General features: G+C 44.0%; 19 protein-coding genes. 15 read left to right on the top strand and 4 right to left on the bottom strand.

The window, feature by feature from the left end; translation table 11 throughout:
* Positions 1 to 1,857 precede the first annotated feature (1,857 nt).
* Together ACJJIS_RS11025 and ACJJIS_RS11020 are read left to right on the top strand one after the other, a co-directional pair.
* The gene (locus ACJJIS_RS11025; RefSeq protein WP_475710300.1) at positions 1,858 to 7,845 is read left to right on the top strand and encodes an RHS repeat-associated core domain-containing protein; all 5,988 of its coding nucleotides are present in this window, start codon (positions 1,858 to 1,860) and stop codon (positions 7,843 to 7,845) included.
* Positions 7,829 to 8,269: a hypothetical protein gene (locus ACJJIS_RS11020; RefSeq protein WP_475710299.1), complete on the top strand. Its 441-nt coding sequence runs from the start codon at positions 7,829 to 7,831 to the stop codon at positions 8,267 to 8,269. Before ACJJIS_RS11025 ends, ACJJIS_RS11020 begins: the two co-directional genes overlap by 17 nt.
* A 66-nt stretch (positions 8,270 to 8,335) precedes the next feature.
* On the opposite strand, the gene ACJJIS_RS11015 is transcribed toward ACJJIS_RS11020, so the two are convergent.
* Positions 8,336 to 8,734, bottom strand: a complete 399-nt coding sequence (locus ACJJIS_RS11015; RefSeq protein ID WP_475710298.1) for a helix-turn-helix domain-containing protein — start codon at positions 8,732 to 8,734, stop codon at positions 8,336 to 8,338.
* Between the two features lie 154 nt (positions 8,735 to 8,888).
* Between ACJJIS_RS11015 and ACJJIS_RS11010 the strand changes: the two genes are divergently transcribed.
* From ACJJIS_RS11010 to ACJJIS_RS10990, 5 genes are all read left to right on the top strand, one after another.
* The gene (locus ACJJIS_RS11010) at positions 8,889 to 9,029 is read left to right on the top strand and encodes a hypothetical protein (RefSeq protein ID WP_475710297.1); all 141 of its coding nucleotides are present in this window, start codon (positions 8,889 to 8,891) and stop codon (positions 9,027 to 9,029) included.
* Positions 9,030 to 9,495: 466 nt separating this feature from the next.
* Positions 9,496 to 9,753: a hypothetical protein gene (locus ACJJIS_RS11005; RefSeq protein WP_475710296.1), complete on the top strand. Its 258-nt coding sequence runs from the start codon at positions 9,496 to 9,498 to the stop codon at positions 9,751 to 9,753.
* A 3-nt stretch (positions 9,754 to 9,756) separates the two neighbouring features.
* On the top strand, positions 9,757 to 10,179 hold the full coding sequence (locus tag ACJJIS_RS11000) for a hypothetical protein (protein WP_444940135.1): 423 nt from the start codon (positions 9,757 to 9,759) through the stop codon (positions 10,177 to 10,179).
* A gap of 37 nt (positions 10,180 to 10,216) precedes the next feature.
* Positions 10,217 to 10,669 carry a hypothetical protein gene (locus ACJJIS_RS10995; RefSeq protein WP_475710295.1) on the top strand — a complete coding sequence of 151 codons (453 nt, stop codon included), beginning with the start codon at positions 10,217 to 10,219 and terminating at the stop codon, positions 10,667 to 10,669.
* A 6-nt stretch (positions 10,670 to 10,675) separates the two neighbouring features.
* Entirely contained in the window at positions 10,676 to 11,167 is a 492-nt protein-coding gene (locus ACJJIS_RS10990) for a hypothetical protein (RefSeq protein ID WP_475710294.1), read from the top strand.
* Positions 11,168 to 11,694: 527 nt separating this feature from the next.
* On the opposite strand, the gene csrA is transcribed toward ACJJIS_RS10990, so the two are convergent.
* Positions 11,695 to 11,865, bottom strand: a complete 171-nt coding sequence (gene csrA, locus ACJJIS_RS10985; protein WP_475710293.1) for a carbon storage regulator CsrA — start codon at positions 11,863 to 11,865, stop codon at positions 11,695 to 11,697.
* Positions 11,866 to 12,731: 866 nt separating this feature from the next.
* Between csrA and ACJJIS_RS10980 the strand changes: the two genes are divergently transcribed.
* The 4 genes from ACJJIS_RS10980 to ACJJIS_RS10965 all read left to right on the top strand — a co-directional run bounded on the left by ACJJIS_RS10980 (position 12,732) and on the right by ACJJIS_RS10965 (position 16,016).
* Positions 12,732 to 13,886, top strand: a complete 1,155-nt coding sequence (locus ACJJIS_RS10980) for an RHS repeat-associated core domain-containing protein (RefSeq protein ID WP_475710292.1) — start codon at positions 12,732 to 12,734, stop codon at positions 13,884 to 13,886.
* A gap of 9 nt (positions 13,887 to 13,895) precedes the next feature.
* Complete coding sequence (locus tag ACJJIS_RS10975; protein ID WP_475710291.1) at positions 13,896 to 14,576, top strand: hypothetical protein; 681 nt, start codon at positions 13,896 to 13,898, stop codon at positions 14,574 to 14,576.
* A gap of 194 nt (positions 14,577 to 14,770) precedes the next feature.
* Positions 14,771 to 15,256, top strand: coding sequence for a hypothetical protein (locus tag ACJJIS_RS10970; RefSeq protein ID WP_475710290.1), 486 nt, complete (start codon positions 14,771 to 14,773; stop codon positions 15,254 to 15,256).
* Between the two features lie 289 nt (positions 15,257 to 15,545).
* Positions 15,546 to 16,016 (top strand): hypothetical protein, encoded by a 471-nt coding sequence (locus tag ACJJIS_RS10965; protein WP_475710289.1) that lies wholly within the window; start codon positions 15,546 to 15,548, stop codon positions 16,014 to 16,016.
* A gap of 535 nt (positions 16,017 to 16,551) precedes the next feature.
* Here the strand turns inward: ACJJIS_RS10965 and ACJJIS_RS10960 are convergent.
* Positions 16,552 to 16,803 (bottom strand): transposase, encoded by a 252-nt coding sequence (locus tag ACJJIS_RS10960; RefSeq protein WP_475710288.1) that lies wholly within the window; start codon positions 16,801 to 16,803, stop codon positions 16,552 to 16,554.
* 32 nt (positions 16,804 to 16,835) lie between these two features.
* Positions 16,836 to 17,042 (bottom strand): hypothetical protein, encoded by a 207-nt coding sequence (locus tag ACJJIS_RS10955; RefSeq protein WP_475710287.1) that lies wholly within the window; start codon positions 17,040 to 17,042, stop codon positions 16,836 to 16,838.
* 249 nt (positions 17,043 to 17,291) lie between these two features.
* Between ACJJIS_RS10955 and ACJJIS_RS10950 the strand changes: the two genes are divergently transcribed.
* From ACJJIS_RS10950 to ACJJIS_RS10935, 4 genes are all read left to right on the top strand, one after another.
* Positions 17,292 to 17,888 carry a hypothetical protein gene (locus tag ACJJIS_RS10950; RefSeq protein WP_475710286.1) on the top strand — a complete coding sequence of 199 codons (597 nt, stop codon included), beginning with the start codon at positions 17,292 to 17,294 and terminating at the stop codon, positions 17,886 to 17,888.
* Positions 17,889 to 18,738: 850 nt separating this feature from the next.
* Positions 18,739 to 20,046, top strand: a complete 1,308-nt coding sequence (locus ACJJIS_RS10945; protein WP_475710285.1) for a hypothetical protein — start codon at positions 18,739 to 18,741, stop codon at positions 20,044 to 20,046.
* A 1,335-nt stretch (positions 20,047 to 21,381) separates the two neighbouring features.
* Positions 21,382 to 22,686 (top strand): condensation domain-containing protein, encoded by a 1,305-nt coding sequence (locus tag ACJJIS_RS10940; protein ID WP_475710284.1) that lies wholly within the window; start codon positions 21,382 to 21,384, stop codon positions 22,684 to 22,686.
* Positions 22,687 to 23,210: 524 nt separating this feature from the next.
* Positions 23,211 to 24,092, top strand: a complete 882-nt coding sequence (locus tag ACJJIS_RS10935) for a DMT family transporter (RefSeq protein ID WP_475710283.1) — start codon at positions 23,211 to 23,213, stop codon at positions 24,090 to 24,092.
* Positions 24,093 to 24,160 lie beyond the last annotated feature (68 nt).

Raw genomic sequence — 24,160 nt, 5'->3', positions numbered from 1 at the left:
CATAGAGTCAATGGGGTGTCTGTTTTGGAATCTAATTCCGCCATGTTTGGCAGTTAAGGTATTGAAGGAATCTGCGGCACATGTGTTCTCCCACTGACGGCGACTGATTCTGTCAATTTTGCATAAGAGGGAGGGGTGGAACGCAAGCCTATTAAAGAAAAGGTAGTGGGGTTAACTTTCAGAAATGCCGATGATAAGCGGTGTTGCGTGACGGCTAGTTAAGTTGCCTCTGTTGATTTAAGAGAACGAACAATTACTTATATATGGACGAGGTGGTGGAGTAATAAATCAGGTATTGGTGGGATTGCCTCTAAATGGATACTGGGCACCCGAAGATCGAAAAGTATGGAGAATTTTCTGAGTGAAGTTCTATCTAGTTTTTCTTTTACTTCTCTTGTGTTTTGTAAATGGTGGTTTATCTGAAGGGTATGAAATAGATTTGGTAACGATGAGCAAAACGGAAAATGGAGAAATGGGCAGTGCACTGAATCTATATGAATATTATGGGTAAAAAAGATTAATTTTGAGGCCAGTGAGCTACTGGCTAATGGTAGCAGCAATGTATGGGCCTGCTGACACGATTGTAGAATTTGCATCTGATTACGAGGGGCAGAGTGAGACTGAAAAATAATTTTCGAAAAGGTGGCCTGAATCGATAATTGTTGAGGGAGTCAAAAAGAAGTCAATAGAAGAGTTTTCTTTTTAAGGAGAGTGGTATACCAAGAAGACAATCTATCTGGAGTGTCTTTCATCGTCAGATTATATGGATATGAGTTTTAGCACTTCGACTGACTGTAGTTGGCTGTGAGTATCACTTTATCACTCCTCTCCAGTTTTATAGCTTATCAAGAGGCTAGGGATTTCGTAATTTTTATTTCAAAGAATCTATTGGATAGGGGGGGATGGCTGATTAAATCTTCAAGGCTTGTTGTTTTGGGGCGGACTAATCAGTTACTGTGATCTTGAATGGGGAGAATCATAATGTTGTAGCGCTAACGCGTAATCGAGTATGAATTATGCGAGAGTGTATGTTGTTTAGGTGGTGCTCCGTTCTCAAATTCAATTTATGCTAATCGGAACAATTGTACTTGTTAACAGGCTTAAAAATATACTTGAATCTATATTTTCTGAAAATAGTTCTATTTGTCACGAATGCTGCATTTTTGTTTTGTCTTTGTTTTATTTTAATAAATCACTCTGATAATCTCGCTTTTTTTAGTGACCGATGATAATCATATGCGTTCCTTTAAAGTGCTGTTATTTGTATTGCTTGGGTTTATATGTGGAAGAACCCTAGCGGCTGTTGATGTTCCATCGACTAGTAATTCTGGGAAGTACACAGTTTCCTATTCACATAGTTATGGTTCATCTAGAGACTACCACTTATCATCTCTAAAAATGGTCGAGCTTAAAAATGGTACGGTCAATCGTACTTTTAGCGGGCTTAGTGTTGATGATACAAGTGGAAGTATCTCTGTTACGGTGAGTACTTCAGCGCAATATACATATGAGCTTGTCGCAACCGTTTCCCGGTGTAATGTCATTCGAGATACTTTTCCATTCTCGTGTGGGGGGTGGAGTAATCCCTATGAGACTGACCATGGGGAGGATGTCATCAATGTTGCATTTAAACCGAATGCCCCGGGGAGCATTGGATATGTATCTAGCACTATTGAAAGCGGTAGCACGGATACTAATGGGAAGTTCACTATAAATTGGAGCGCTTCAAGTGAGGGGCCTTTGGTCTCCGGTTATCAATGGTGTCAAAAAACTAATGGAAGCTGGCAGTCAAGTAGTAGCTGTCCAAAAGTAGGAAAAAACACTCGTACGCGTTCATTGCCTACTTCAACAGGTACTATGCCCAGTGGAGCTTATGAATACAGAGTGCGCGCCTATGTAAAGATCGGCAGCTACTATCAGTACAGTGGTTGGAGCGACTCCCCTACACTTGATGTAAAACATTATCCTGAGAAAGTCAGTGACTGGCTTGAGCCTGGTGGTAGCACATTGACCGGGACAAGCTTCCAGTTAAAGTGGCAGTCTGTCAGTGATCCAGATCCTTCCGACCCAGTAGATAGCTATGATTTGGAGTGGAGTGTAGATGGCAGTGGTTACAGTAATGTTTTCGATAGTAATCTTGGTAAAACAACTACTGCAACTATTAACAAATCGACAACCGGTCAAGATATTGAAGCGGTTGTTTATAAATTCCGTGTACGCGCATGTAATCAATCCAATGATTGCGGCCCATGGTCAAACATCAAGGAACTTTATCCTCCTACACCACCAGAACCTGAATTTAGTGATGACTTAAAAACACAGTTCTTTAAGCTTGATCAAGTTATTACATGGAAAGATGTTGGGGCCAGTAGCTACCAACTGGAACGCCTCCGTAAAGGTGATGGAAATAACTGGCAAACCAAGGTCGCAAGCACGACCGGTACTAGTTATTTTGATGGCGGCAGTGAGCCGGGCACTTATCAATATAGGCTAAATGCTTGTAATGACTTTGAATGTGCGTCAGTTCTAAGTCCCTGGATTAAAGTACACAGCTTGGCCAATACTGATGAGGCCCCAGCGGTGAGCACTGAGGTCGCAGATTCCCCTGGAACGCTACCTTACAATGCTGACGTTAGTGCATCTGGGAATGCAATTATCAATGTACCCCTGCAAGCTGCTCCTGGGGTTAATGGGTTGCAGCCTAATATTTCCTTGTATTACACCAGTGCCCGCTTCCAGAAGCGTATGAATGAATCACTTCCTGAAGATATTTTGGGATATGGCTGGCGATTGAGTGGATTGAGTAGTATCCGCCGCTGTGTGGTGAATCGCCCGAAAACTGACAGAGTTAAGCTAGATGAAAATGATTCCCTTTGTCTGGATGGCGAACCGTTGGTGCTTGTGTCTGGTACGCACTGGGAAGAAGGCGCACAGTATCGATCTCTCCGTGATAGCTTCCGGCTAATTGAGTTGCAGGAAGACAGTGACGGCAAGCCCTGGTTTAAAGTGAGGACCCCCAATGGCTCAGTGAATGAATACGGATCTACAGCAGATAGCCGTTTAAAAGCTGAGGAGTCCCCGCATTTCGCCTGGAGCCTGAATAAAGTCACCGATGCTTTTGGCAATACCATGGAGTACAAGTACCACCGGGATATTGTTGAGGGGATCAATTACCCCCTAGAAATTACTTATGGTAATCAGGGTGATGCAAAAATTGAATTTCAGTACGGCACCCGTACAGATGCCCCGCCAGTACCCTTAGAAGATATCCAGCAAGAGCAGCTGGTTCTGCTGCATCATATTCGTGTCAGTCTTGATGGTGCTTTGCATAGGGAATATAAGCTGATATCCGAAGAAGAACCTGCTGATCCTAACCAAGATCACTATCGCCGCCTAAAACAGGTACAGATGTGTGGTTATGGAGAAAATGGCAGTGGGCGTCAATGCCTGCCCCCACTAGAATTTAGTTGGAAATTTACCAACTCCTCTAATCCCGACGATTTTGAAACTGGGATCGAAACAATAACTAATGGTCTGGGGGCACAGACAAAATTTATTCTGGAGCGAATCTCCGATAATTCTGGAGAAGAGGAGATAGGTCGCTTTGATGAGGGGGCTACCCTGTTTGGATCTGTTGGCTCGATTCCAGATGCCAGTCAAGAGCTGGCTGTCAATGGGGACTATCGAACTGTTGTTACCAAGTTACAGCGCTCCAATGGTTACACTCAAGGGTGGCATACTACCGAATATGCATATCAAGGCGTGGGACTGACTAGTGACAAACACTGGGGTTTCCTCGGCTATACCGCCCAGCGTATTTACGATACCGAAGCCAATATCGTCACCTACCGCCAGTTCCGCAAAGATTTTCCATACTTTGGAAAGGTAGCGCGGCAGATCCAATACCACAATAACTATCAATTTGGTGAACTGCTGACTAATCAGCGATTCAGCTACGACACGCTTGAACTTGAAGCGGGAAGTAGCACCACTTATTTCCCCTATGTTGCCCAGAGCCTGGACGCGCTTCTGGAGGGGGGAGAAAACCTGGGATATGTCTTAACTGATAGTTTTCCACAAACACTGTCTTTTGGAGATGCTGGTGATTTGCTCAACGGTACTTCCAATACCACCCGTATTGTCGGAAGTACTCAATTCAGCGATACCCAGAGTGTTTGGGGAGAGGTTCTACCAGCTACAAGTTACAGCGATATTCAGCGCAGTGTAGAGAGGACGACCCTGTTGGACAATCGTGTCAGCGGTCAATGGTTGATAGGCTTTCCTAGTGTTCAGGAGCAACGCTACTTTAGTGGTGATGTTACTGGCACGCCGGACCAGGAAGCTAGTAGCACGATGGTTCCTTATTCCAACACAAACAGAGTACAGACACTAACTCAATACCCCGGCGATGCTCAGTACCAAATGGTGGTGACCTATGACTACGATGCATACGGCAACATAAAAAGTGAAACCGCTACAGGTAAGATCGATGCCTCTATCAATGGTGCAGGCACCCAAACCCGCAGTGCCACAGTAGGGGGCGCCTTTGCAGATCGGCGCTACCCCACCAGTCTAAGTAATAGTCTGAATCACTCAATGACTTTGGGCTATGACACCCGCTTCGGCAGTGTTACCCAGATAACGGATGCAAACAGCCAATCCAGCAGCATCCAATACGATCCCTTTGGTCGCGAAGTAGAGCGTACCAACGCCGACAACGTCGTGTTTACCAGCCAGTACAATTTCTGCCACGGTATCTGCCCCACAGTTGGTGGCATAGAGGTTCCTTTCTGGGTGCAGACCGACTCAGATATTACTCCCACCTCAGAATACTATTACGATCAACTGGGCCGTCTGGTGCAGCAGGATATTCAAGCGTTCTCAGGTAGCAATGTATCCCGTCGAGAGTTTAAGTATGACCTGCAAGGCCGCCTTGCCTTGGAAACTGCACCTTTCTTTGCTCAGGGAGCTGTAGCGATAGACGGTTACAAACCTATCGCCAGTTATGATTACGATTTGCGTAACCGCCTCAATTTTATTGAAAAAGCAGATGGCAGCACGGTTGACATCGACTACGCAGTGAATCATGGAGGTAGCGGCAAACAGGTCAAGGTCAGTGTCACCGAGTCTGTTATGGGAGGCAGTGGAACCACATATCAAGTGAAGGAGAGTTACTATGACTCTACTGGCAGCCTGGCTCGCACGGTAGATGACGCTACCGGTGAAGCGGTAGCTACCGACTACACTTACTACGCCACGGGCCTGCCAAAAACGGTTATCGTTACCGGAAGCGGACGTAATATTGAATCCAGTTTTGTGTTTGATTACGCCGGCTTCCGCACCAGCCTGAATGACCCGAACCTAGGTACAGTGACCAGTAATTATAACGCCTTTGGCGAATTGGACCGCCAAACCGACAACAAAAACCAGAGCATTACCTATCTATACGACCAAATGGGTCGCCTGCTGGAGCAGGAGGACGAAGAGGGTCTGGCTCAATGGGAATATGACGCCGCCAATGCAAAGGGGGCTTTGGCGAGCCGCAGTTACACAGAAAATGGCACTCAGGTATTTCTTGAGGAGTATAAATACCGAGCAGATAGCAAGCTGAATAATATCAACACTCATTTAATCATTAATGGGAATAATCCTAGCTATCAACACATTTATAGCTACGATAGCTACGGTCGTATTAATAAGACCGTTTATCCCAATGGCTTGGAAGCGCACTATCAATACAATAACCGTGGGTTTATGCAAAGCCTAAGCAGCGATGCTGCTGGCAATAACTCCCTTCAGACATTTGATAACCTTAATGCCTGGGGACAGGTAGAACAGGAAACCTACGGCAATGGCTTGATTACCAACCGCACCTACAATGCTGATACCGGACGCCTGGAAAGTATCAACACCGACAGCGGGCAGATACAAAACAATGAATATCGCTGGCGCTCCAATGGCACTCTCGAAAGTCGTCTCACTTATAACAGTGCCAGCGTATTACAAAAGCAGGAAGACTTTAGCTACGACGGCCTCAATCGCCTGCGCAACGCCTCCATGGTTACAGGTGGTGACCGTGTGTTAAGTACTCAGTACGACAAGCTGGGCAATATCCTCTCCAAAACCTCCAGCGTGAATAGCGATACCCAGGTCACCGGGTATCAGTACGGCGAGTTTGGCAATGCCGGCCCCAATGCCGTGAGCAATGTCACTATCGACGGTCTCTCCCACAATTTGCATTACGACGCTAATGGCGCCATTGAGCACTACGATGCCGCCACTGGCGATGACAAATGGATCAGCTGGAACGCCCGGCAACTGCCCACAGAAATTGTGGTGGGTAGCAGTCAAAGTGATAGTACACCTACTGCGAAAGACCACTTTAAATATGGGCCGGATGGCCAGCGCTACTATCGCGAAAGTAGTTGGATGGAGAATGGCCAGCTCAAAACAGAAAAGGTCTTTATTATTGGCAGTTTTGAAGTGGTTTGGCCTGAGCACGATTCAGCAATCTGGCGAGTGCAGCGCACCAACCTGAGTGATTCCGTCCAGCATATTGCAATCACAGATCCCGCAGCGATTTCAGATCCCTCAGGCATCACCAGCGAATACCAATACTTACACCGAGACCACCTCGGTTCCATCGAGAAAATCACCGATAACACAGGTACTGAAATCTTAAGTACCGCCTTTAACCCAGACGGCAGCCGCCGTCAGGAGGACTGGAGTGCAGACCTAAGCTCACTGCTGATGTCTGATTTGTTAGCAGTGCAACATGTCACCACCAACCGCGGTTATACTGGCCACGAACAGCTAGATAGAACTGGCCTGATCCATATGAATGGGAGAATTTACGATCCCACACTAGGCCGCTTTCTCAGTCCAGACCCGATTGTGCAGGCGCCAACCTTCAGTCAGAATTGGAACCGATATAGCTATGTATTTAATAATCCTCTGAGTTTTACGGATCCTAGTGGGTATGAGGGGGATGAAGTGGACTCGAAGAAGACCGTGCATCCCATTGATGAAGGGTCGACACCGGATGGTGGACGTGGGCCAGAGTCTGATATGGAGGAGGTTAACGTTACGGGGCATAGGCTTCCCACATTAACCCTTTTCGTTTCGTGGGGGCCAGTACATATGGGGGATGCTACTATAGGTGGAACACGGTATAGTATATATGCTGAGTCGATAGACTCGGCATTAAAGAAGATTTTGAACTCAATTAATTTAGATTTGGCTAATGAGTCTTCTGTGAATGGTATTCCTTCTTTCCATATGAGCGGTGAGCCAGTGCTTAATAATGGAGAGGTAAGTGCACAAAAGGGGATAAGTCCTGTCGCCCCGTATCGCTCGGCAACCTATCCTGGGGGGCCAGGTAATCCAGTTTATGTTGATCCAAACTCTTTGACTGCCACCACCTCCGAATGGGGTAGCCCTGGTATGGCAGAGACCTCTGTATGGGGAGCATTTAAAGGGCTATTTGTGGCAAGGGCTTCGCAGCTACTTGGAATTGGCGCAGCGTCATCATCTCTTGCTGGAACCGGCTTTTGGGGGGCCACCGGGGAGAACTTAACCGTTCAGGTTCAAACTACGACTTATACTGCCAGTGTTTCAGATTGGCATGGCACAGTATATTTTGGGTTAATGGGTGGAGTAAGAGCGATTGATTTTCACGGTTTATCAAATACTAGAACAATGACCTTAGAAGTCACTCGAAGCTATAGAGTTATGGCTGGATCCTCAGTACTTTATACCTCCTCGCCAGAGACTATATCTATGTCCCGAGTGTCAAATTTCATTCCAAACAGTAATGGATATCCAATTAATGATGTCGTTTATTAAAGTTATTTTTAAAGCGAGATTATCATTTATATCCGCTGTTTTAGGTGGGGCATTTATATATTTATGTGTCCCCTTAGCTTTAAGTTTCGGTAAGGTTTTTCTTTCTGGTCCGATGGCTAGTCCGGAACAGATTAGTGGGATTGCACATTTTATAGCCGGAACTTCAGTTTTTATTTTCGGAGTAAGTTTTATATTTGGTGTATATTTTTTTCTTTCAAAGAATATCTCTTTATGGGGTAGGGTTGCTGAGGAATTTTTATTTGTATTCTACATCTCTCAGCTCTTATGCATATCAATTTTGATTGCTGGTTTGTTTTGGTTTGACTTTGAGCCAAGTTTTGCAGCGGAATATATTGGGATTACAGTAGTGATGTTTATTTTTAGTTTTCAGAATTCTTACAGGAAATTCCAAGCTAGGAGCTAGTACATGTTTCAGTTTCAAGAAACTGAATAGAGTAAGCCCTCAAGAAAAAGCGCTAACTATCAGCAGTTAGCGCTCCAATGGCCGCATAGCATGTTCGACCTGACGCTGAGCGATAATCGCATCAATCACCCGAATCACCGTGTCCTTGTCTTGTTCATCAAAAGTCTCCAGTAGCTTGAAGCGCTTAAATAGCACTTCGTTGCGGATGGGGCTTTCCTCCATCGGCTGGCCCATCACCAGATAGTCCAGTGACACCTCAAAAATGTCCGCCAGCTGGATCAGCTTCTCCAGCGGCGGTGCATGCATACCGCTCTCGTACTTGTTGAGGTGGGAGTAGCGGATATCCAGTTTGTTGGCCAGTCCCTTCTGGGTCCAACCCTTCTGTTTGCGCAGTTCCTTGAGTCGTTTCCCGAAGGCTTGCCTGATGTCCTGATCCTGCATGACTTGCATAAGCTCATAAACCATAGAGGCCTCCTAGTGTACGGGTGGGTTCGTAAAGCGAATCCCTTGACTGCCGAAAAACGAAAAAATCCTCAACACCGCCAACAACCTGCTTAAAACCGGCACCACCGGAGCCAGCACCGGCGAACAGATCGCCGCTGCGTTCGTACTGGAGCGCATGGAATACCTGCCGCAAGGCTGGAGCGTTATCGAAGCCTGGGAGCGGCTTGATACCGAATGGCAGTACTACGTGAAGCTGCTGCAACAGGAATGCCGGCACCTGATCGAAGCCATCGAAGAAGCGGCACCACCGTTCTAACGAAGCACCAAGAGGGGCAAACGCCCCTCCGCTTTAACCGCCTGTCGGCGGCCAGGCGCTGGCGCGCCTGCGCCAAACAGAAGGGACCGTTGCCTCTGGAAAAACATCCGGCTAAGGTAAAACCCGCGTCGGGGCAAAAAAAGGGTGAAGAGCCGATGGCGTCGGGAAAAATGGTTGTTAACTCGTTGATTGTGCTAGGGAAAATGGAAAGTTAAGGTACGACTGGCCTCGGGGTGATGTCTTTGCACAAAAGGATGGATGTGCGGTGCCCATGGCTTGCGCAGGATCGCCTGTAAGTTCTACTCCCAATGTGAATAACCCCACTTATCCGCAACCTCATGAGGATCCACTTACTGTTGGGTCAACTCTATTTTCCGCTGCGGGCCTCTTACTTGTTGGAGAAAAAACTTTTCTGGCAGGGTCGAGTAGGCTTCCAATAACCCCCATAAAATATGAATACATAGGTATGTATAATTATGCTGATAAGATACGGGCTGCTAGAGCGCTGAAAATTGGTGGCAACGTTTTAGGTGGTGTTGGATATGTAGTCAGTGCAACTGACTATAGCATTCAGTTTACGAGCGGAAATTATCGTGGAGCACGAAAATCTGGAGTTGATATGTTAATGGGAGCATTAATGTTTAAAGGGCCAGCTGGATTGGCTGTTGGAGCTGCAGGGCTGTATACAAATGCTGAATATCATTCCGATCCAAATAATCCATAGATCATGAAAGTTATTTATAAGCTATTTTTATTAGTTTTCTGGCAGATATTGTTTTCTGAGAAAAAACGTGAGAAAGATATTTTTGTAGCAAAAGTATCCGCTTCAGTTCAAGTGGCAGTGTTGATAACTTTGAATTTTGTGTCATGTTTCTTTGTGGTATATGCATTGCTGAGCATCTATTTCTCTATCGATGCGATTAATACCCAAAGAGAGGTGATTTTGACAATTGTCGGTTTACTGGTACTTGTGCTGACTTTGATCGTATACCGTAAAGTTTGTGCCATTGGTGATGTTGATAGGGCATGCGAATCTTTGTTAAATTCTGAAGCTACTGCGAATTCCAGCTTACCAAAACTTGCAAAAGCTTATCCAGTGGTTTCACTGTTGAGCCTTGTCTGCTCAGTTGCGCTGCTAATTATGGTATGAAGAATTTGCACAAAAGGGTCGAGTAACCAAACGTGGGTTGTCTGCAGGAGAAAGAGAAGTTGCAATTCGTCTCCATCCAGATTTATTAGACTCTGAGTTAGATAGCATAACTATAGACTTTAGCCTAGATATGGAGTGTGCTGGGAATACCGGTATGACCTGCGGTGGTTTTACTCCGTATAGACAGATGAATTACCCTAAGGTCTTGTCGCACTGTGCAGATTTAACTACTTGCGATGGTGGCGCCTATATTGACTTATTTAATCATGAGCTTACTCATGCCTGGACGAATATAAATACGGTCAACTTTTTGGGAATATCGGGGTCGGTCAGAGGATTTATAAGTAATGGGGCGAAAGCTCAAGCATATGGAAGATATTTACCATATAACCAGTATTTGAAGCATGATACTCCAGTAGGGTTAAATTCTGAGAAGATGGCTGATTGGTTTATGTGGTTTGACAAGGATAGGCGTAGGGGAGTGGAGTAATTAATAATGCAAAATCGTACTAATTTTATCTTGATTTTCATCTGTGTGGTTACTTTAATGTCTGCATGTTCATCGCTAGCGAATGATAGTTGCACAACTGTACAGTTGTTTAATGAGGTGGATGCAATGAATTCAATAGTCATTAAATTGAATGCGTCGCAAATAAAAAAACACATAAGATCTATTCATGGCGTTAAGCCTCCTATAGAAGGAGTGGATTTTTATATAAGTATTTTCCCTCCTATGATGAAAGATGGTGAAAAAGTAGATGACATTGAGGATATATGGATTTTACCGAAAGTGAGTGATAGTGATGATTCAGTTGGATGTGAAGAAGTATTAGGGGAAGTGGACAAATTGATCTGCGGTTTTCCTCTCACAAAATCAACTAATATTGCTGTGTTTTTTAAAAGTGTGAATGATCGTAAGAGCAGCTATATTGAAAAGACCAAGTTAATAGCGAATGAAATAGTAAAAACTGGTCTCTGTGAATGGTAAATCCTTGATTCCGGATAATAAGTAAAATTGGTAATGCAAAGAATTCTAGACGCCCAAATATTAGAGAGAGGCACGAGCTGTGTTATTAGAACCAGCTCTAGCGACTATTTCTTTCTGATTTAGTGTTAAGGTGCAGTGAAAGACTGAGAAAATGTACTTGGGGTTGAAAAATCGTGGTTTGGATACAAGCCGGGAAGAGAAGTATCGATAGGTTGAGTGGTAACTAGCAGGATGCTGCAGAAAGGAGGCGCCGACAGTCGCCTATACCGTGCACCCAACGTTTATTGAGCTGTATACAGGCTTGTTGTACTGTCTCCATTGATCCCACCAATCCTTTAAAGCGACTTTCAAAGTTTCTGTTGAGGTATTGCCAGTGTATTGGTGAGATACCTAGTTGTTTGAGGGTGGGTGGCGTACTCTCAGCAATATAACCTCGTTTTCTGGGGTCTAGATGTCGACCACTCCCGTCCACTAGCCCTAAATAGTGATCCAGCCGAAAGGGCAGCCCTTTCGGCATGTTCAGTTTCTCACTTCCCGCTCCTTTTTATACGCACATAAATCTCTTCGCGGTAAACGGAAAGGGATTTGGGAGCTTTGATCCCAACCTTCACTTGATTGCCTTTAACCTCCAACACTGTAACTGAGATATTGGTTCCAATTCTCAAGTTCTCGCCAGTCTTACGCTTTAAAATCAACATATTCATTTCCTACAGAGACTAAAACTATGTACGAATTTTCCGCGATGGGAATGCTTAGTAAGTAATGTGTGATGGAAATGAGAGGCGGTGCACGAGAACGGTAGGCGTAAAAGTAGAAAAGACGGACGCAACGCTGACAGAGCTTGAAGAACCTCTTCAAGCCTCTGAATCTACTCCACTTTATTGAAGACGAGCGGGTTTCTAGCGTATTATCCACTGAGCCACTTTGATAGTTTGCTTATCAATTTGGTTAGCTGGCCCCGGGTGTTGGCGCACCTTGGGTCAGCGCCTTTTACTTACACTTACGTCACGCTACCGTTCTCCTTTGAGAGATGGGTTTTAAAACTCTTGGGTTTCTTGATCTTTTGGTTGCGAGCCTATTCAGGCATGCTCAATTACGGCCAAAATATCGATAAATATCTATCAATTTTACGCAGCTTTGACACTAAAACAAACTGAATAAAATCCAATAAGATCATTTTCGTGCCTATATTTTTACGGCCTTTCATCCATAAAAATCTCAATTTCCTATTAAAAATTGCAGCTTAAATTGGAACCTTCTCTGATTTAAAAAACAGCGTTAAAAAAATAAAAATTATTAATGTCTCAATAGCGGCCGCAGCAGTTTTGAATACAACACCTTCGGCGAGCGTATTGTCAGCACCGATGCCAATAACCGCATCACCGACACCTTCTACGATAAACTCGGCCGGGTCACCGGTACGGTCAACAATGGCGATACCATTGCCAGGTTATACGACCAGAATGGCCACTACGGGCTCTTAACCACCGAAGCCCGCAACGAAGAATACATTCGCCTGTTTGAATACCAGTCGGGCACTTATCATCCGACGGCTACTTACACGGTGATTGACGAAGCCAAGGCCTTCCTGGAAAAAACCGCTTGGGATACCACTTACCACCGGCCCACCGTCACCCGTGCCGCCGATGGGGAAATCTTCCGCAGCCGCTATAACAGCCGTGGCCACGCCTACCAGCACCAGCACTACCAAGCGGATCAAAGCTGGGTCACCACCTGGACGCTCACCGATACCACCGTCAGCGGTGCTCCGGTTATCCAACAGTTTATGGGCGGTATTGAGCAAAAGATCAGCCGCTATGCCGGCAGCGATATTATCGACGGCATCTGTGCCGGCGGTGTCAATTGCCTGCAATCGGACCAGATCCAATCCATCGACTACCGCCACAACGCCTGGGGCAGCGTTACCGGTGAAGCCCACCAGCACAACGGCTTGGATTACGCCTACAGCTACGACACGCTGCACCGCCTGGAAAGCCAGACTGTCACCTCCAGTGACTACCCCCAGTACGACCGCAGCGTAAGTTACGCCTACGACGCCGTCGGTAATCTCACTTCAAAAAGCGACTACGCCACCAGCGTGAGCTACGGCAACAGCGCTAGAAGTGCCGGCGGCAATGCCGGTAACCTGATTACCGGTATTGATGGCCTCAGTGTGGGATACGATAACTACAACCAAGCCAATCGTATCGAACGCAATGGTATCGTCACCGAGTATTTCTACGGCACCGGTATCGATGCCTATAAAAAAGTGGAGACAGAAGGAAGCAACGTTACCACCACCCTCTACATCGGCAATTACGAAGAGATCACTACCAGCAGCTCTACCAAAGAGCGCACCACCCACGGTGGCTACCTGGTAATTACCCGTGAAAACTCAACCACCGAGCAGAGCATCCTACTGCAAGACCGCCTCGGTAGTATCACCACCATTGTCGATGCCAACCTGCAACCCGGTGATAGTGATTTTGTACGGCAGTTCCGCAGCTGCGATCCCTTCGGCCAAAGTCGGGACTTCCAGGGCCAGGACAATCTGGATAGCTCTAACACCACCGATCAGGGTTTCACTGGCCACCGCCACCTGAACGACCAAAAGCTGATTCATATGCGCGGCAGGGTGTATGATTACCAGCTCGGCCGCTTCCTCTCTCCAGATCCGGTTATTTTGGACCCGCAGGACAGCCAAAGCCTGAATGCCTAAAGCTATGTGATGAATAACCCATTGGCGGCGACTGATCCTACGGGCTATGCCCCAGAGGGCGGTGACACCGGGCAGAAGCACAATGGGCGCTCTAAGAGCGAGGATAATCCTACAACTGAGAGTGGGCAGAGAGCATTAAAAAGTCAGAAAAAGAGAAGAGGTCCCCCGAGCCACAGTACTGCGGCGAGTAGGATTGATCGCAGTAAAGGGCAGAAAGCTGATGTATCAGGTAGTGGGGGTAGCATATCGGCTTCCTCTATAACCGTAGGGCAAGAGGCTATTACTGATGCCGGTGAGGGGAGTCGTTCTGGTGGGGCAAGTGAGGAGAGTCAGGCTGATGGGCAGAGTAGAGGGGGGGATGTAACTACTGCTAATCAGTCTCAACCTGAGGGAGGTGCTTCTGCTGCGAGTTCAAATGATGGTGCACAAGAGAAGTGGAAACAGCGCTACGAGTTACTTAGATTTAAGGTTTTTAAAGGTGTCCAGGAAGGATCCGATACGCCTATTCAGTTAAGTCAGCTAGATATAATTACTATCGCAGAGTATATGAGTATTAAGGCTGATGGAGTTAACCCTATAAATATTTCTGAATTTTCAGAAAATTTCATTAGCAAGGCAGACACATTTTTATATGGATATGCTAATCAGGAATTTTATGTTGATAATATTGGGGTCTTCAAAGGGGGTTAAATAAACTATATTGGTGTTGGTGTATTTGTTGGGCGTTATGGATTTTCTGAAGCTACTCTAAATACACTCGTAGGCGCTTGGAATGTAAATGATGTTCTTGCTGGTAAAGGAAGCTACAATTTATATTAGGCACAAACCGGGGGGCTTTGGTCAAGATTTGGTCGAGACTATTACAATATTAAGTGATGATGTAAATGATTAATAAGCTTTTTAACTTTACTGTTATTTTTTTTCTTGGGCTATTCCTAATTGCATCATATTTTGTGATTCAGTTTAATTCGGCTACTAGAGCCCCTTGTTCTAATTTGCAGTCTTTATCTAAAGACGAAGTGTTATTGGAGCAGTTATGGAGTGGTGTGGAAAATGTACTTAGTAATTTCTCAAATTATCGAGTAGATCACTCAAGAGTTGGATTGATGTACGCTGAGAATGCGTACAATAACTTTGATATTGATTGGGAATTATTTGATATCCCCGTTAATATTGCTTCACTAGAATTTCATGGAAGAAATATCGATTATGGTCATTTTGAAGTCTCACAGGTTGAGAGCATAAAAGTTGGTTATGGTTATAGACACTATTTGGAATTCAAACTAGCTCCCCACTCGGTTGGTGCAGATCAAGAAAAAGTAAATGATAAATTAAGATATACGGAAGTTCTTATTGAGTGTAGGGAGTAATTGCACAAAACATGCGACAGCAAAGGGCAAATGAAATTGCTGCTGAGGTAACGAAACAGGGGTACTTCCTTAATAAAGGAGAAACGGGTCTACTATATGAGTTAAATTCGGACCTTGAGTTAAAGGTAAAGTTGGATGCACGGTACTTAACTGTTGATATGAAGAGTTGGTTAAATCAAGGAAATTGGCTCAGAAATCTAAACACGTTAACTGGACCTACTTCTTGTTTACATTGCGGTACAGGATATAAAACAGATTTTTACGGAGATGTAAATGTGAGGATTTTCAAATGATGTTATCTAGAAGAGTCTATTTGATTGGCTTACCTCTATTACTAGCTCTGTTAGTATTTGGGTATTGGGTTGTGGGTGACCCACTATCTCCATTTATTTATACTAAAACAGATGATTTTTATAGCCATATATCAAAAGAAGACTCTCCAGATCAGCAACTAAAAATGGTAGTTCCTTATGGAGTGTTTTTTGTCAAAAAGGAAGGGAGTTGGGTGCATGTAGCACGAATGGATGTTTCGGTTATTGAGTGCGATGCTTTCAATGGAAAACGGGACGAAGGCACGATATACAAAAAGCATTTGGAATATTGGTTTTTAGATTTAGATACAGAGAAAGTAATTGGTCCGTTGGATGAAGCTAGAAGGCAGCAATTTATAAAATCAAATGAATTGCAAGAATATGCAACCAAAATTCCTGAGTCATACTTAAAATATGTAAATGACTATGAGTCGGCGTGTGGCGACTAACCCTTAGTGTATAAGCTATTATTCTGGACACCCAAAGACTGGAGAGAAGTGCGAGCCGTGTTTTTAGTGCCAGCTCTAGCGACTATTTCTTTCTGATTTAGTGTTAAGGTGCAGTGGAAGACTGAGAAAATATACTTGGGTTGGAAATCGTGGTTTGGATACAAGCCGGGAAGAGAAGTATCGATAGATTGGGTGGTAACTAGCAGGGTGCTGAAGAAAGGAAGCGCCGACAGTCGCCTATACCGTGCACCCAGCGTTTATTGAGCTGTATACAGGCTTGCTGTACTGTCTCTACTGATCCCACCAATCCTTTAAAGCGACTTTCAAAGTTTCTGTTGAGGTATAGCCAGTGTATTGGTGAGATGCCTAGTTGTTTGAGGATGGGTGGCGTACTTTCAGCAATATAACCTCGTTTTCTGGGGTCTAGATGTCGACCACTCCAGTCCACTAGCTCTAAATAGTGATCCAGCCGAAAGGGCAGCCCTTTAGGCCTATTCAGGCGCTCATTGCCAACAAACGGTATTAAGTCTTTGGGCTACTCACCTGAGATTGCTGCACGAATGCGTTGTTGGATCGAGGTGTGATTAGAATCTTCTGGCGTTTTTGCCATATTGGCATGGATAGGGTTGAGGTCGACATAGGTCATACAGGCGGCGAGGGCTCTTTCATCTAATAAAGCCTGGGACTTGAAACGACCTTCCCAAAAGCGGCCTGTACAATTATCTTCAGTATTGGCCTGACGGGCTATAGACTCGTTTAAACAGCGCAAAAACCAGCTAAGATCCATCAAGCGATCTCGCCATAGAGCGATGATTCCCTTTAGTTATCAGTGATCGCGGGTACCCCTTTAAGACTATGCAGCTCCAATTTGTAAGTCTTGAATAGTTTTTGCCTATGAAAGATCACATCGGAGTCAGGCCAACTCAACGCTTTCTCTTGGTCGATAAAAATTACGATATGGTAGCGGTTACTCATTACTGCATAGACCACGATATCAAGAGCGAAGATTGAAACTAGATCATCCATCCTGGATTCAATCCGCTTGCGGTCATGTTCACAGTCATTGCAAGATTATGAATACACGGCAAGCTCAATTATAGCTATCTATAGATTGGTACTATTTGTGTGTAAAATTAAAAAATATCAAGAAAATTATCTTGACCTCTTTCCACTCTATATGGTTAATTTAACTCCATAATATGACAAATAAATAGTATCTTATTGTTTTTAATATTGAGCCGATTTTTATATGGGCTAAAAGAGAAGAGTATTTCGATGATCAAAAAAATAGGTGTGATTACTTTATTGCTATTTTTAGCTTCATGTGGATCTCTCCCTTTTAATATTCCAAGCAATTACGTGCTTAATCCACAGTCCGGAAAGGGAGTGGCTGTTTTTTCAGTTACTGAAAATTGTCCTTCCAATATAAGTATAAAATATAGAAAATTAGGAGGAAGATCAGAGGAAGCTATTGCTATTAATCAGGAGAGTGCTCTTCGCCCTGCACCTTTGCAGTGGGAGTTTCCTTGTGGCAGGGTAATAATGCGAGAGCTTTCTGCAGGCGATTATGAATTCTCCTCGTTTATTTTAGTTGATCCCATCCCTGGAGTTACTTATATAAAACCAAGGAGGCTACCTGAGAAAAAGTTTACTATTGAGTCAGGGCGGATTACATATGCTGGTCATTTGAAGTTTACTTTCAGTGATAGCTTTGCAACGTTCTCATTAGAAATTGAGAATCAATGGGAGAGAGATTCTGAATACCTCCACTTACATGCTCCAAAAGTTGATAGTAGTCTAACTATTTTTCAGGTTGATCTTGAGGGTGAGGTTTTTTCTGGGAAAGCCACAGGTGTAAACATTATTTACTAAATAAATGACAGTGAATTTAGTGTTCTGCATGTGTTGGAGTAATTGATTCGGAATCCTCACATGTTAAGGGTGACTTTTGTGGGTGTCTTAACTTATTAAACTGATCACCGGTATCGATGGTCTCAGTGTGGGCTGCGACAGCAACAACCAATTCAGTCGCATCTAACGCAACGGCATAGTGGTCAGTGCTTCTATGGCACCCATATTGATGCTTATAAGGAGATTGAGACAGAAGGGAGTAACATTACCACCAGGAGTTTCGCTAAAGAGCGCACTGCTTAAGGTGGCTATCTGGTAATACTCATGAAAACGAAACCACCGAGCACAGCACCCTGATTGCGATAAAGTCAATGTTTTGCTGGTATACTCAGTCGTGCGAGTACGGGGGAACTCTCTCAGAAATGGCGCCGTACTTTCTGGGGTTTCAATGTCGACCACTCCAGACTATTAGCTCTAAATAGTGATCCAGTCGAAAGGGAAGCCACTTAGGTATATTCAGTCGCTCATCTCCTACAAGTGGTAATAGCTCTTTAGGCTGTTCGTCTGTAATTGCTGCATGAAAACGTCATTGAGTCTAGGTGTGATCAGAACTTTCTGGGGTTGTTGCCATTTTGGCTCAGATAGAATTGAGATCGATATAGGCCATGCAGGCGATGAGGGCTCTCTCATCAAGTAAAGTTTGGAACTTAAAGCGTCTTTCCTAGAAGCAACTTACCTATTGCACCGGTATCTATGAGCTTTGTGCAGATCTAGTGGTTATGTAGAATCGATTATTATAAATGTTGCGTGGGTGTAGCGCGTCCTCGTTCTATACTATTGGCAGTAATCTCCCGACTGGGAAGAGCCTGCAATGAATAAAGTAAAACCTTTTCGGAAGCTTGGGGCTCAGGAAGCACTCTTTGTAGAGTTGACCGAAAAGTCTAACGGTGCAGTTCAACTAGCCGTCTTCTTCAGGACCTGTAGGTCTCTGGGTGTTGAAGAATTACTAAAGGGAATGGAATTTCTCCATAATCTGCACCCAATGCTCCGTTCTCGTGTAGAAAAAAATCATCATGCTTATTGGTTCTGTGATGTAGCTTTTAAAGCTATTCCTTTTGAAATAAAGCATGATGCATTGCCTTTAAATTATCAGGAAGAGTTTAAGCGATTAGGAAGTAAAGTTCTTGAGCTGGATAAATATGCTTATCGTTTCACGGTTTATGTGAATGAGCATGAAGAAGTAAAGTGGATTGCTTTTATGGTAAGCCATGCTGCCATGGATGGACGCTCCTTATTACTCCTAGTTAGAGATTTGGATCGGTACTTGAGAGGCGGGGCTGAAGATGAATCCTCTGCTTCGATAATGAAAAAATCGGTGGTGGATTATGTTAGTTCCATAAAACACCTTAATAAAAGACAGTTGGCAGTTGGTGACGGAAATGATATTTCTCCAAAGTGGCCTGTAGAGCAGGCAGTAAATGCTTCCCTTCGAAAGGGATGTTCTATGTATCGGGTCCTACCCAAAAAATTATTTTCTCTTTTGTATTTACTTTCAAAACATGAGAATGTGCAGGTCACCTCTATCTATAATGCCATTGCGATTATAGCCGCCCAGTCATTACCAGGTTTCCGCTCAACAGCAGAGTTAATGTTGCCTATAAATGCACAATGTTTGTGTAAACACCAGATAGAACGGGATGTTATTGGGGAATGTACAATTGCGTTAACTATATCCTTATCATCAAATGAAACTAGTCTTGACTTATTGAGCCTCGCACGTTTAATTCAAAGAAAATTCTATTTACAGGTGAGGCGAGGGAATTTTTTTAAACCTCCAATTGTGCCCGATTACAGCCTTGTTGATATTAAACATTTGGCTAAAGATTCTAGTGCTGCTAAAGGTTACTTTCCCTCTGGGATTTGCGTATCCAATGTAGGAGATATAGGTGAGTATACGGGCCCTTTGGAGTTCTTTGACTTTGGTGTAGTTATGACGGTACAAACACATGGAGAACACCCGATCATGCTAGTGACTTGTACAATAGATGGAGAAGGGGTGTTCGTTTTTGGATATTGCGAACCGCTAGTTAGCAAAGAAAGTGCTCTAAAGTATGTAGAAAAATATATGAAGACACTAAGAGACTTTTCCGAGAGCAATGATTTACATATAAGTTATTGATCTGCAAAGGATAATGTGAGATTACAAGATCTACCCACAATATCTATATTGAGATCAGAATAGGTCAACACTTGTGTTTTACTGCTTCAACTATCCTCTTCATTAGTCTGGAAGCATCAGTTTTCAAAATAATTCAGGAGGCCTGAATGTTGAATGAAGATGTTAGCAGTGGTGGTAGTGGACCGGGTGTTGCGGTAGTAAGCGATATCTATATAGGGGGCATGTGCTTGCACAGTATTTGATCCTGCTGGTCCTAATGTGTCAATATTTGTAACGCTTTCGCTACGAATTGTGCGACTTTTTTTAATCTAGTTGGATTGTATCTGTACCAAGGAATACTGATGGTGGTAGTAGGTTGCTTTGGAGGGCTTCCATATACTCTGTTAATAGTGCGATATAATTACTTTAGAAAAAAGATTGAGTTATGGGCAAAATCAAATAACGTAGAAATTTTAAGTATAGAAAATAACAACCTAATCAAGAGTAAGTTGATTTGGAAGGTGTCCGATATTCAAGATGTATTTTATTTGCAGGGGCGCGATGAAGAATATTGGGTGGCATGTGGGTCATGGTTTTGGGGGCGTTCAATCGTGAGTTGAAAGTACATAGAGAGTCTAACGGGAGTTTAAGGTTAGTTGCTTCCTGATGAATACAATATTTGACTAAAGGGAGTGGTTGATCCTAAATGATAAATCCAGGACACCAAAAGACTAGAGATGAGAGCTAGTTATATTATTGTAACCGGTACCGAGGGATGTTTCCCTTCAAGTCAGGGCAAAGGTATGGTAAAAAATTAAAAAAACCTAGTTGTGCGATGGAACCCATTAGGTTCGATAAACGCGGCAAGGAGAAGTAACTAGAGGTTGGGGTGATAGTTAACAGTCGCTGAGGAAGTGGATTGATATTTATGAACCTTAATAGGCTCTTATTGTTTTGTTATTGGTTGGTCATATTCTTAATGGTTGTGTTGATTGATTTAACAAATGTTATTGCACATGTGTATTCACTGTTTTTTGATTCAGAGAATGAAAAGTCAATCAACTCAATTCAGATGGGGTGCAAGGTCGGATTTGTAGTTGTTGCTTATCATTTGTTTGTATTTGTTAGGCGGAGAATATTGAGCGGCGTTGACAGTAAGTGAAAGTTCATGAAGGTCCTGAAAGATATCATCAATAAGTAGGTGGAAAGAGATCCCATTACCTATGGCGCCGAGATCTATAAGGTTTGTGAGAGTCTCGTGGTTATCTAGAATCGATTGTTATAAATGTTACAAGGGTATAGCGCTTTCTCGTTCTATACTATTGACAGTGATCTCCCGACTGGGAAGAGCCTGCAATGAAAAATACAAAACCTTTTCGTGAGCTTGGAGCTCAGGAAGCACTCTCTGTAGAGTTGACTGAAAAGTCAAATGGCGCAGTTCAACTAGCTGTCTTCTTCAGGGTATGTAATTCTCTCGGTATCGAAGAATTACTAAAGGGAATGGAATACCTCCATAACCTGCACCCAATGCTCCGCTCTCGTATAGAAAAAAATGATCATGCCTATTGGTTCTGTGATGTGGGGTTTGAAACTATTCCTTTTGAAATAAAGCATGATGCAATGCCTTTAAATTATCAGGAAGAGTTCAGGCGCTTAGGAAGTAAAGTTCTTGAGCTGGATAAATATGTGTATCGTTTCACGGTTTATATGAATGAGCAGGAAGAAGTAAAGTGGATTGCTTTTATGGTAAGCCATGCTGCCATGGATGGACGCTCCTTATTAATCTTGGTTAGAGATTTGGATCGGTTCTTGAGAGGGGGTTCAGGAAGTAAACCCTCTGCTTCGATCATGCAAAAATCGGTGGTGGAGTATGTTAGTTCCATGAAACACCTTAAAAAAAGACAATCGGCAGTTGGTGGCGGAAATGACGTTTCTCCAAAGTGGCCAGTAGAGCAGGCAGCAAACGCCTCCCTTAGAATGGGATGTTCTATGTACCGTGTCCTCCCTAAAAAATTATGTTCCTATTTACATTTAATTTCAAAGCGTGAGAATGTTCAGGTTACCTCTATTTATAATGCCATTGCTGTTATTGCTGCCCAGTCATTACCAAGTTTTCGCTCAACAACAGAGTTAACGTTACCTATAAATGCACAATATTTGTGTAAACGCCAGATAGATCGAGATGTTATAGGGGAATGTACAGCTGTATTAACCATATCCTTATCATCAGATGAAAATAGTCTCGACTTATTAAACCTCGCACGTTTAATTCAAAGAAAAGTTTATTTGCAATTGCGAAATGGGCATTTTTTTAAACCTCCACTTGTGCCTGATTACAGCCTTGATGAGATCAAAGATTTGGCTAAAAATTCTAGTGCTGAGAAAGACTATTTCCCCTCTGGGATTTGTGTATCCAATGTAGGGGATATCAGTGAGTATACAGGCCCCTTAATGTTCTTTGACTTTGGTGTGGCTATGACTGTTCAAACACATGGAGAACACCCCATAATGCTAGTGACTTGTACAATAGATGGAGAAGGGGTGTTTGTTTTCGGGCATTGTGAACCGCTAGTTAGCAAAGAAAGTGCTTTAAAGTATGTAGAAAAATATATGAAGACACTAAGAGAGTTTTCCGAGAGCAGTGATCTTTATGCAAGTTAGCGATCGGTAGGGCATAACTCGATTTTAGTAAACAGGGTGTGGGTACAATCGTCATATTCAAGCGGGCGGCTATAGATTCTTACGCTCCACCACCAATTTGAAGTAACTTAGGGCTGCCAACCACCCTTGTGCGGTGAAGTCCAAAGGGTTTGATATAAACCGCAAGGAGAAGTAACTAGATATTATGTGGGGTTACGTCTGGCAGAAAGGAAGTGCCGACAATCGCTTATGCTGTATATCTGTTGAGGCAGAACTGGGGACAGGATTAATACTCTTGATCTTAAAGTGGTCAAAGCTCAGATTTCATATTATGAAGTTCATATTTTTTGTTACAGGGAAACTGACGCCGGCAGGCAAGTAATTACTGCGTCAAACTCTTTGGCTTGCCCAATAGGAAATGAATCAATCGGGGGCTAATGTTACATAGAGTCCTGCTCTGTAATGACCCGCCCGATACATAAATGAAGGCATCATTATTACCCCTCAGGCAGGTTTGACCTCTAATTGCCAAAGGTAGTGACAGTTTGCCATCTACTTATCAAAATCATTCCCTGGGTGTTGGGTTAGCTCTTCTCGGCGGAGTGCTGATGGGGTGTCTTGGTATTGCCGGTAAGCTGGGTTCTGGTGCAGGCCTTAGCCCATTTCTGCTATTGGCTGCACAGGTCATATTGCTTGCTCCATTGTCGGGTATGTTTCTTCTGATGCGACAGGGGGTGGCGGGGATAAGGCCGGTGAATCCCCAGATCCTTGTCCTTCGCTCCATATCAGGTTTTGTCTATTTTGCTGCCTTCTATTGGGCGGTCAAGGGCATACCCATCGCAGATGCGCTGGTGCTGGAAAGCACGAATCCATTCTTTGCCATGTTGATGGCCCGAGTATTCCTCGGTCACCGGGTTAGTATCGCCACTATCTTTCTTGCGATATTGGCATTCTTGGGCGTATGCCTCATTTTGATCCAGCACAGTGTTCAGGGCATTTTCAATCCCTACTCACTCCTTGCGTTGCTAGCGGGAGTAGCGCGTGCAGCGGGTAGTATCACAACCGGTGTCGCAGGCCGGACCGAGCCACCTGAGCGCATCATGTTCTATTTCGCTGTTGGGATGTTGGTCTTTAGCTTATCTATTGTATTCTGGGAGGATGCGAAGGTAGAGACATCGTCGCTATGGATTCTCGCGATTCCAGCGCTGCTGTTTGTTCCACAGAATCTTGCTTACACGATCGCTAATCGTGTTGCACCTGCTTACCTCGTTGGGGCACTGTTTTACAGTGCGATCCTCGTCGGTGTGTTAGCTGATCGTTTTATGTTTGACACAGAATTCGGTATCCGTGGTGTGATAGGCATGGGTATTACGGTTGCCGCTGGTCTTGGGTTGGCTTGGTTGCGGGCGAAAGAGCTCAAAGAGTAACTTGGTGCTCAGTACTCCAGCGTCAATCAAGTGCCTAAATACTCAAAAATCTATGGAAAAATTTGGTG

Source organism: Microbulbifer maximicatervae (SeqCode), from assembly GCF_056231245.1.
This window is presented reverse-complemented; position numbering and strand designations above follow the sequence as displayed.

Bases quoted from the DNA above. Each gene is read 5' to 3' on its own strand.
- ACJJIS_RS10960 (WP_475710288.1), bottom strand. From the start codon at position 16,803: ATGGATCTTAGCTGGTTTTTGCGCTGTTTAAACGAGTCTATAGCCCGT.
- ACJJIS_RS11025 (WP_475710300.1), top strand. From the start codon at position 1,858: ATGCCCAGTGGAGCTTATGAATACAGAGTGCGCGCCTATGTAAAGATC.
- ACJJIS_RS10990 (WP_475710294.1), top strand. From the start codon at position 10,676: ATGCAAAATCGTACTAATTTTATCTTGATTTTCATCTGTGTGGTTACT.
- ACJJIS_RS10955 (WP_475710287.1), bottom strand. From the start codon at position 17,042: ATGGATGATCTAGTTTCAATCTTCGCTCTTGATATCGTGGTCTATGCA.
- ACJJIS_RS11000 (WP_444940135.1), top strand. From the start codon at position 9,757: ATGAAAGTTATTTATAAGCTATTTTTATTAGTTTTCTGGCAGATATTG.
- ACJJIS_RS10950 (WP_475710286.1), top strand. From the start codon at position 17,292: ATGATCAAAAAAATAGGTGTGATTACTTTATTGCTATTTTTAGCTTCA.
- csrA (WP_475710293.1), bottom strand. From the start codon at position 11,865: ATGTTGATTTTAAAGCGTAAGACTGGCGAGAACTTGAGAATTGGAACC.
- ACJJIS_RS11010 (WP_475710297.1), top strand. From the start codon at position 8,889: ATGGAATACCTGCCGCAAGGCTGGAGCGTTATCGAAGCCTGGGAGCGG.
- ACJJIS_RS11005 (WP_475710296.1), top strand. From the start codon at position 9,496: ATGTATAATTATGCTGATAAGATACGGGCTGCTAGAGCGCTGAAAATT.
- ACJJIS_RS10940 (WP_475710284.1), top strand. From the start codon at position 21,382: ATGAAAAATACAAAACCTTTTCGTGAGCTTGGAGCTCAGGAAGCACTC.
- ACJJIS_RS10975 (WP_475710291.1), top strand. From the start codon at position 13,896: ATGAATAACCCATTGGCGGCGACTGATCCTACGGGCTATGCCCCAGAG.
- ACJJIS_RS11020 (WP_475710299.1), top strand. From the start codon at position 7,829: ATGATGTCGTTTATTAAAGTTATTTTTAAAGCGAGATTATCATTTATA.
- ACJJIS_RS10945 (WP_475710285.1), top strand. From the start codon at position 18,739: ATGAATAAAGTAAAACCTTTTCGGAAGCTTGGGGCTCAGGAAGCACTC.
- ACJJIS_RS11015 (WP_475710298.1), bottom strand. From the start codon at position 8,734: ATGGTTTATGAGCTTATGCAAGTCATGCAGGATCAGGACATCAGGCAA.
- ACJJIS_RS10965 (WP_475710289.1), top strand. From the start codon at position 15,546: ATGATGTTATCTAGAAGAGTCTATTTGATTGGCTTACCTCTATTACTA.
- ACJJIS_RS10970 (WP_475710290.1), top strand. From the start codon at position 14,771: ATGATTAATAAGCTTTTTAACTTTACTGTTATTTTTTTTCTTGGGCTA.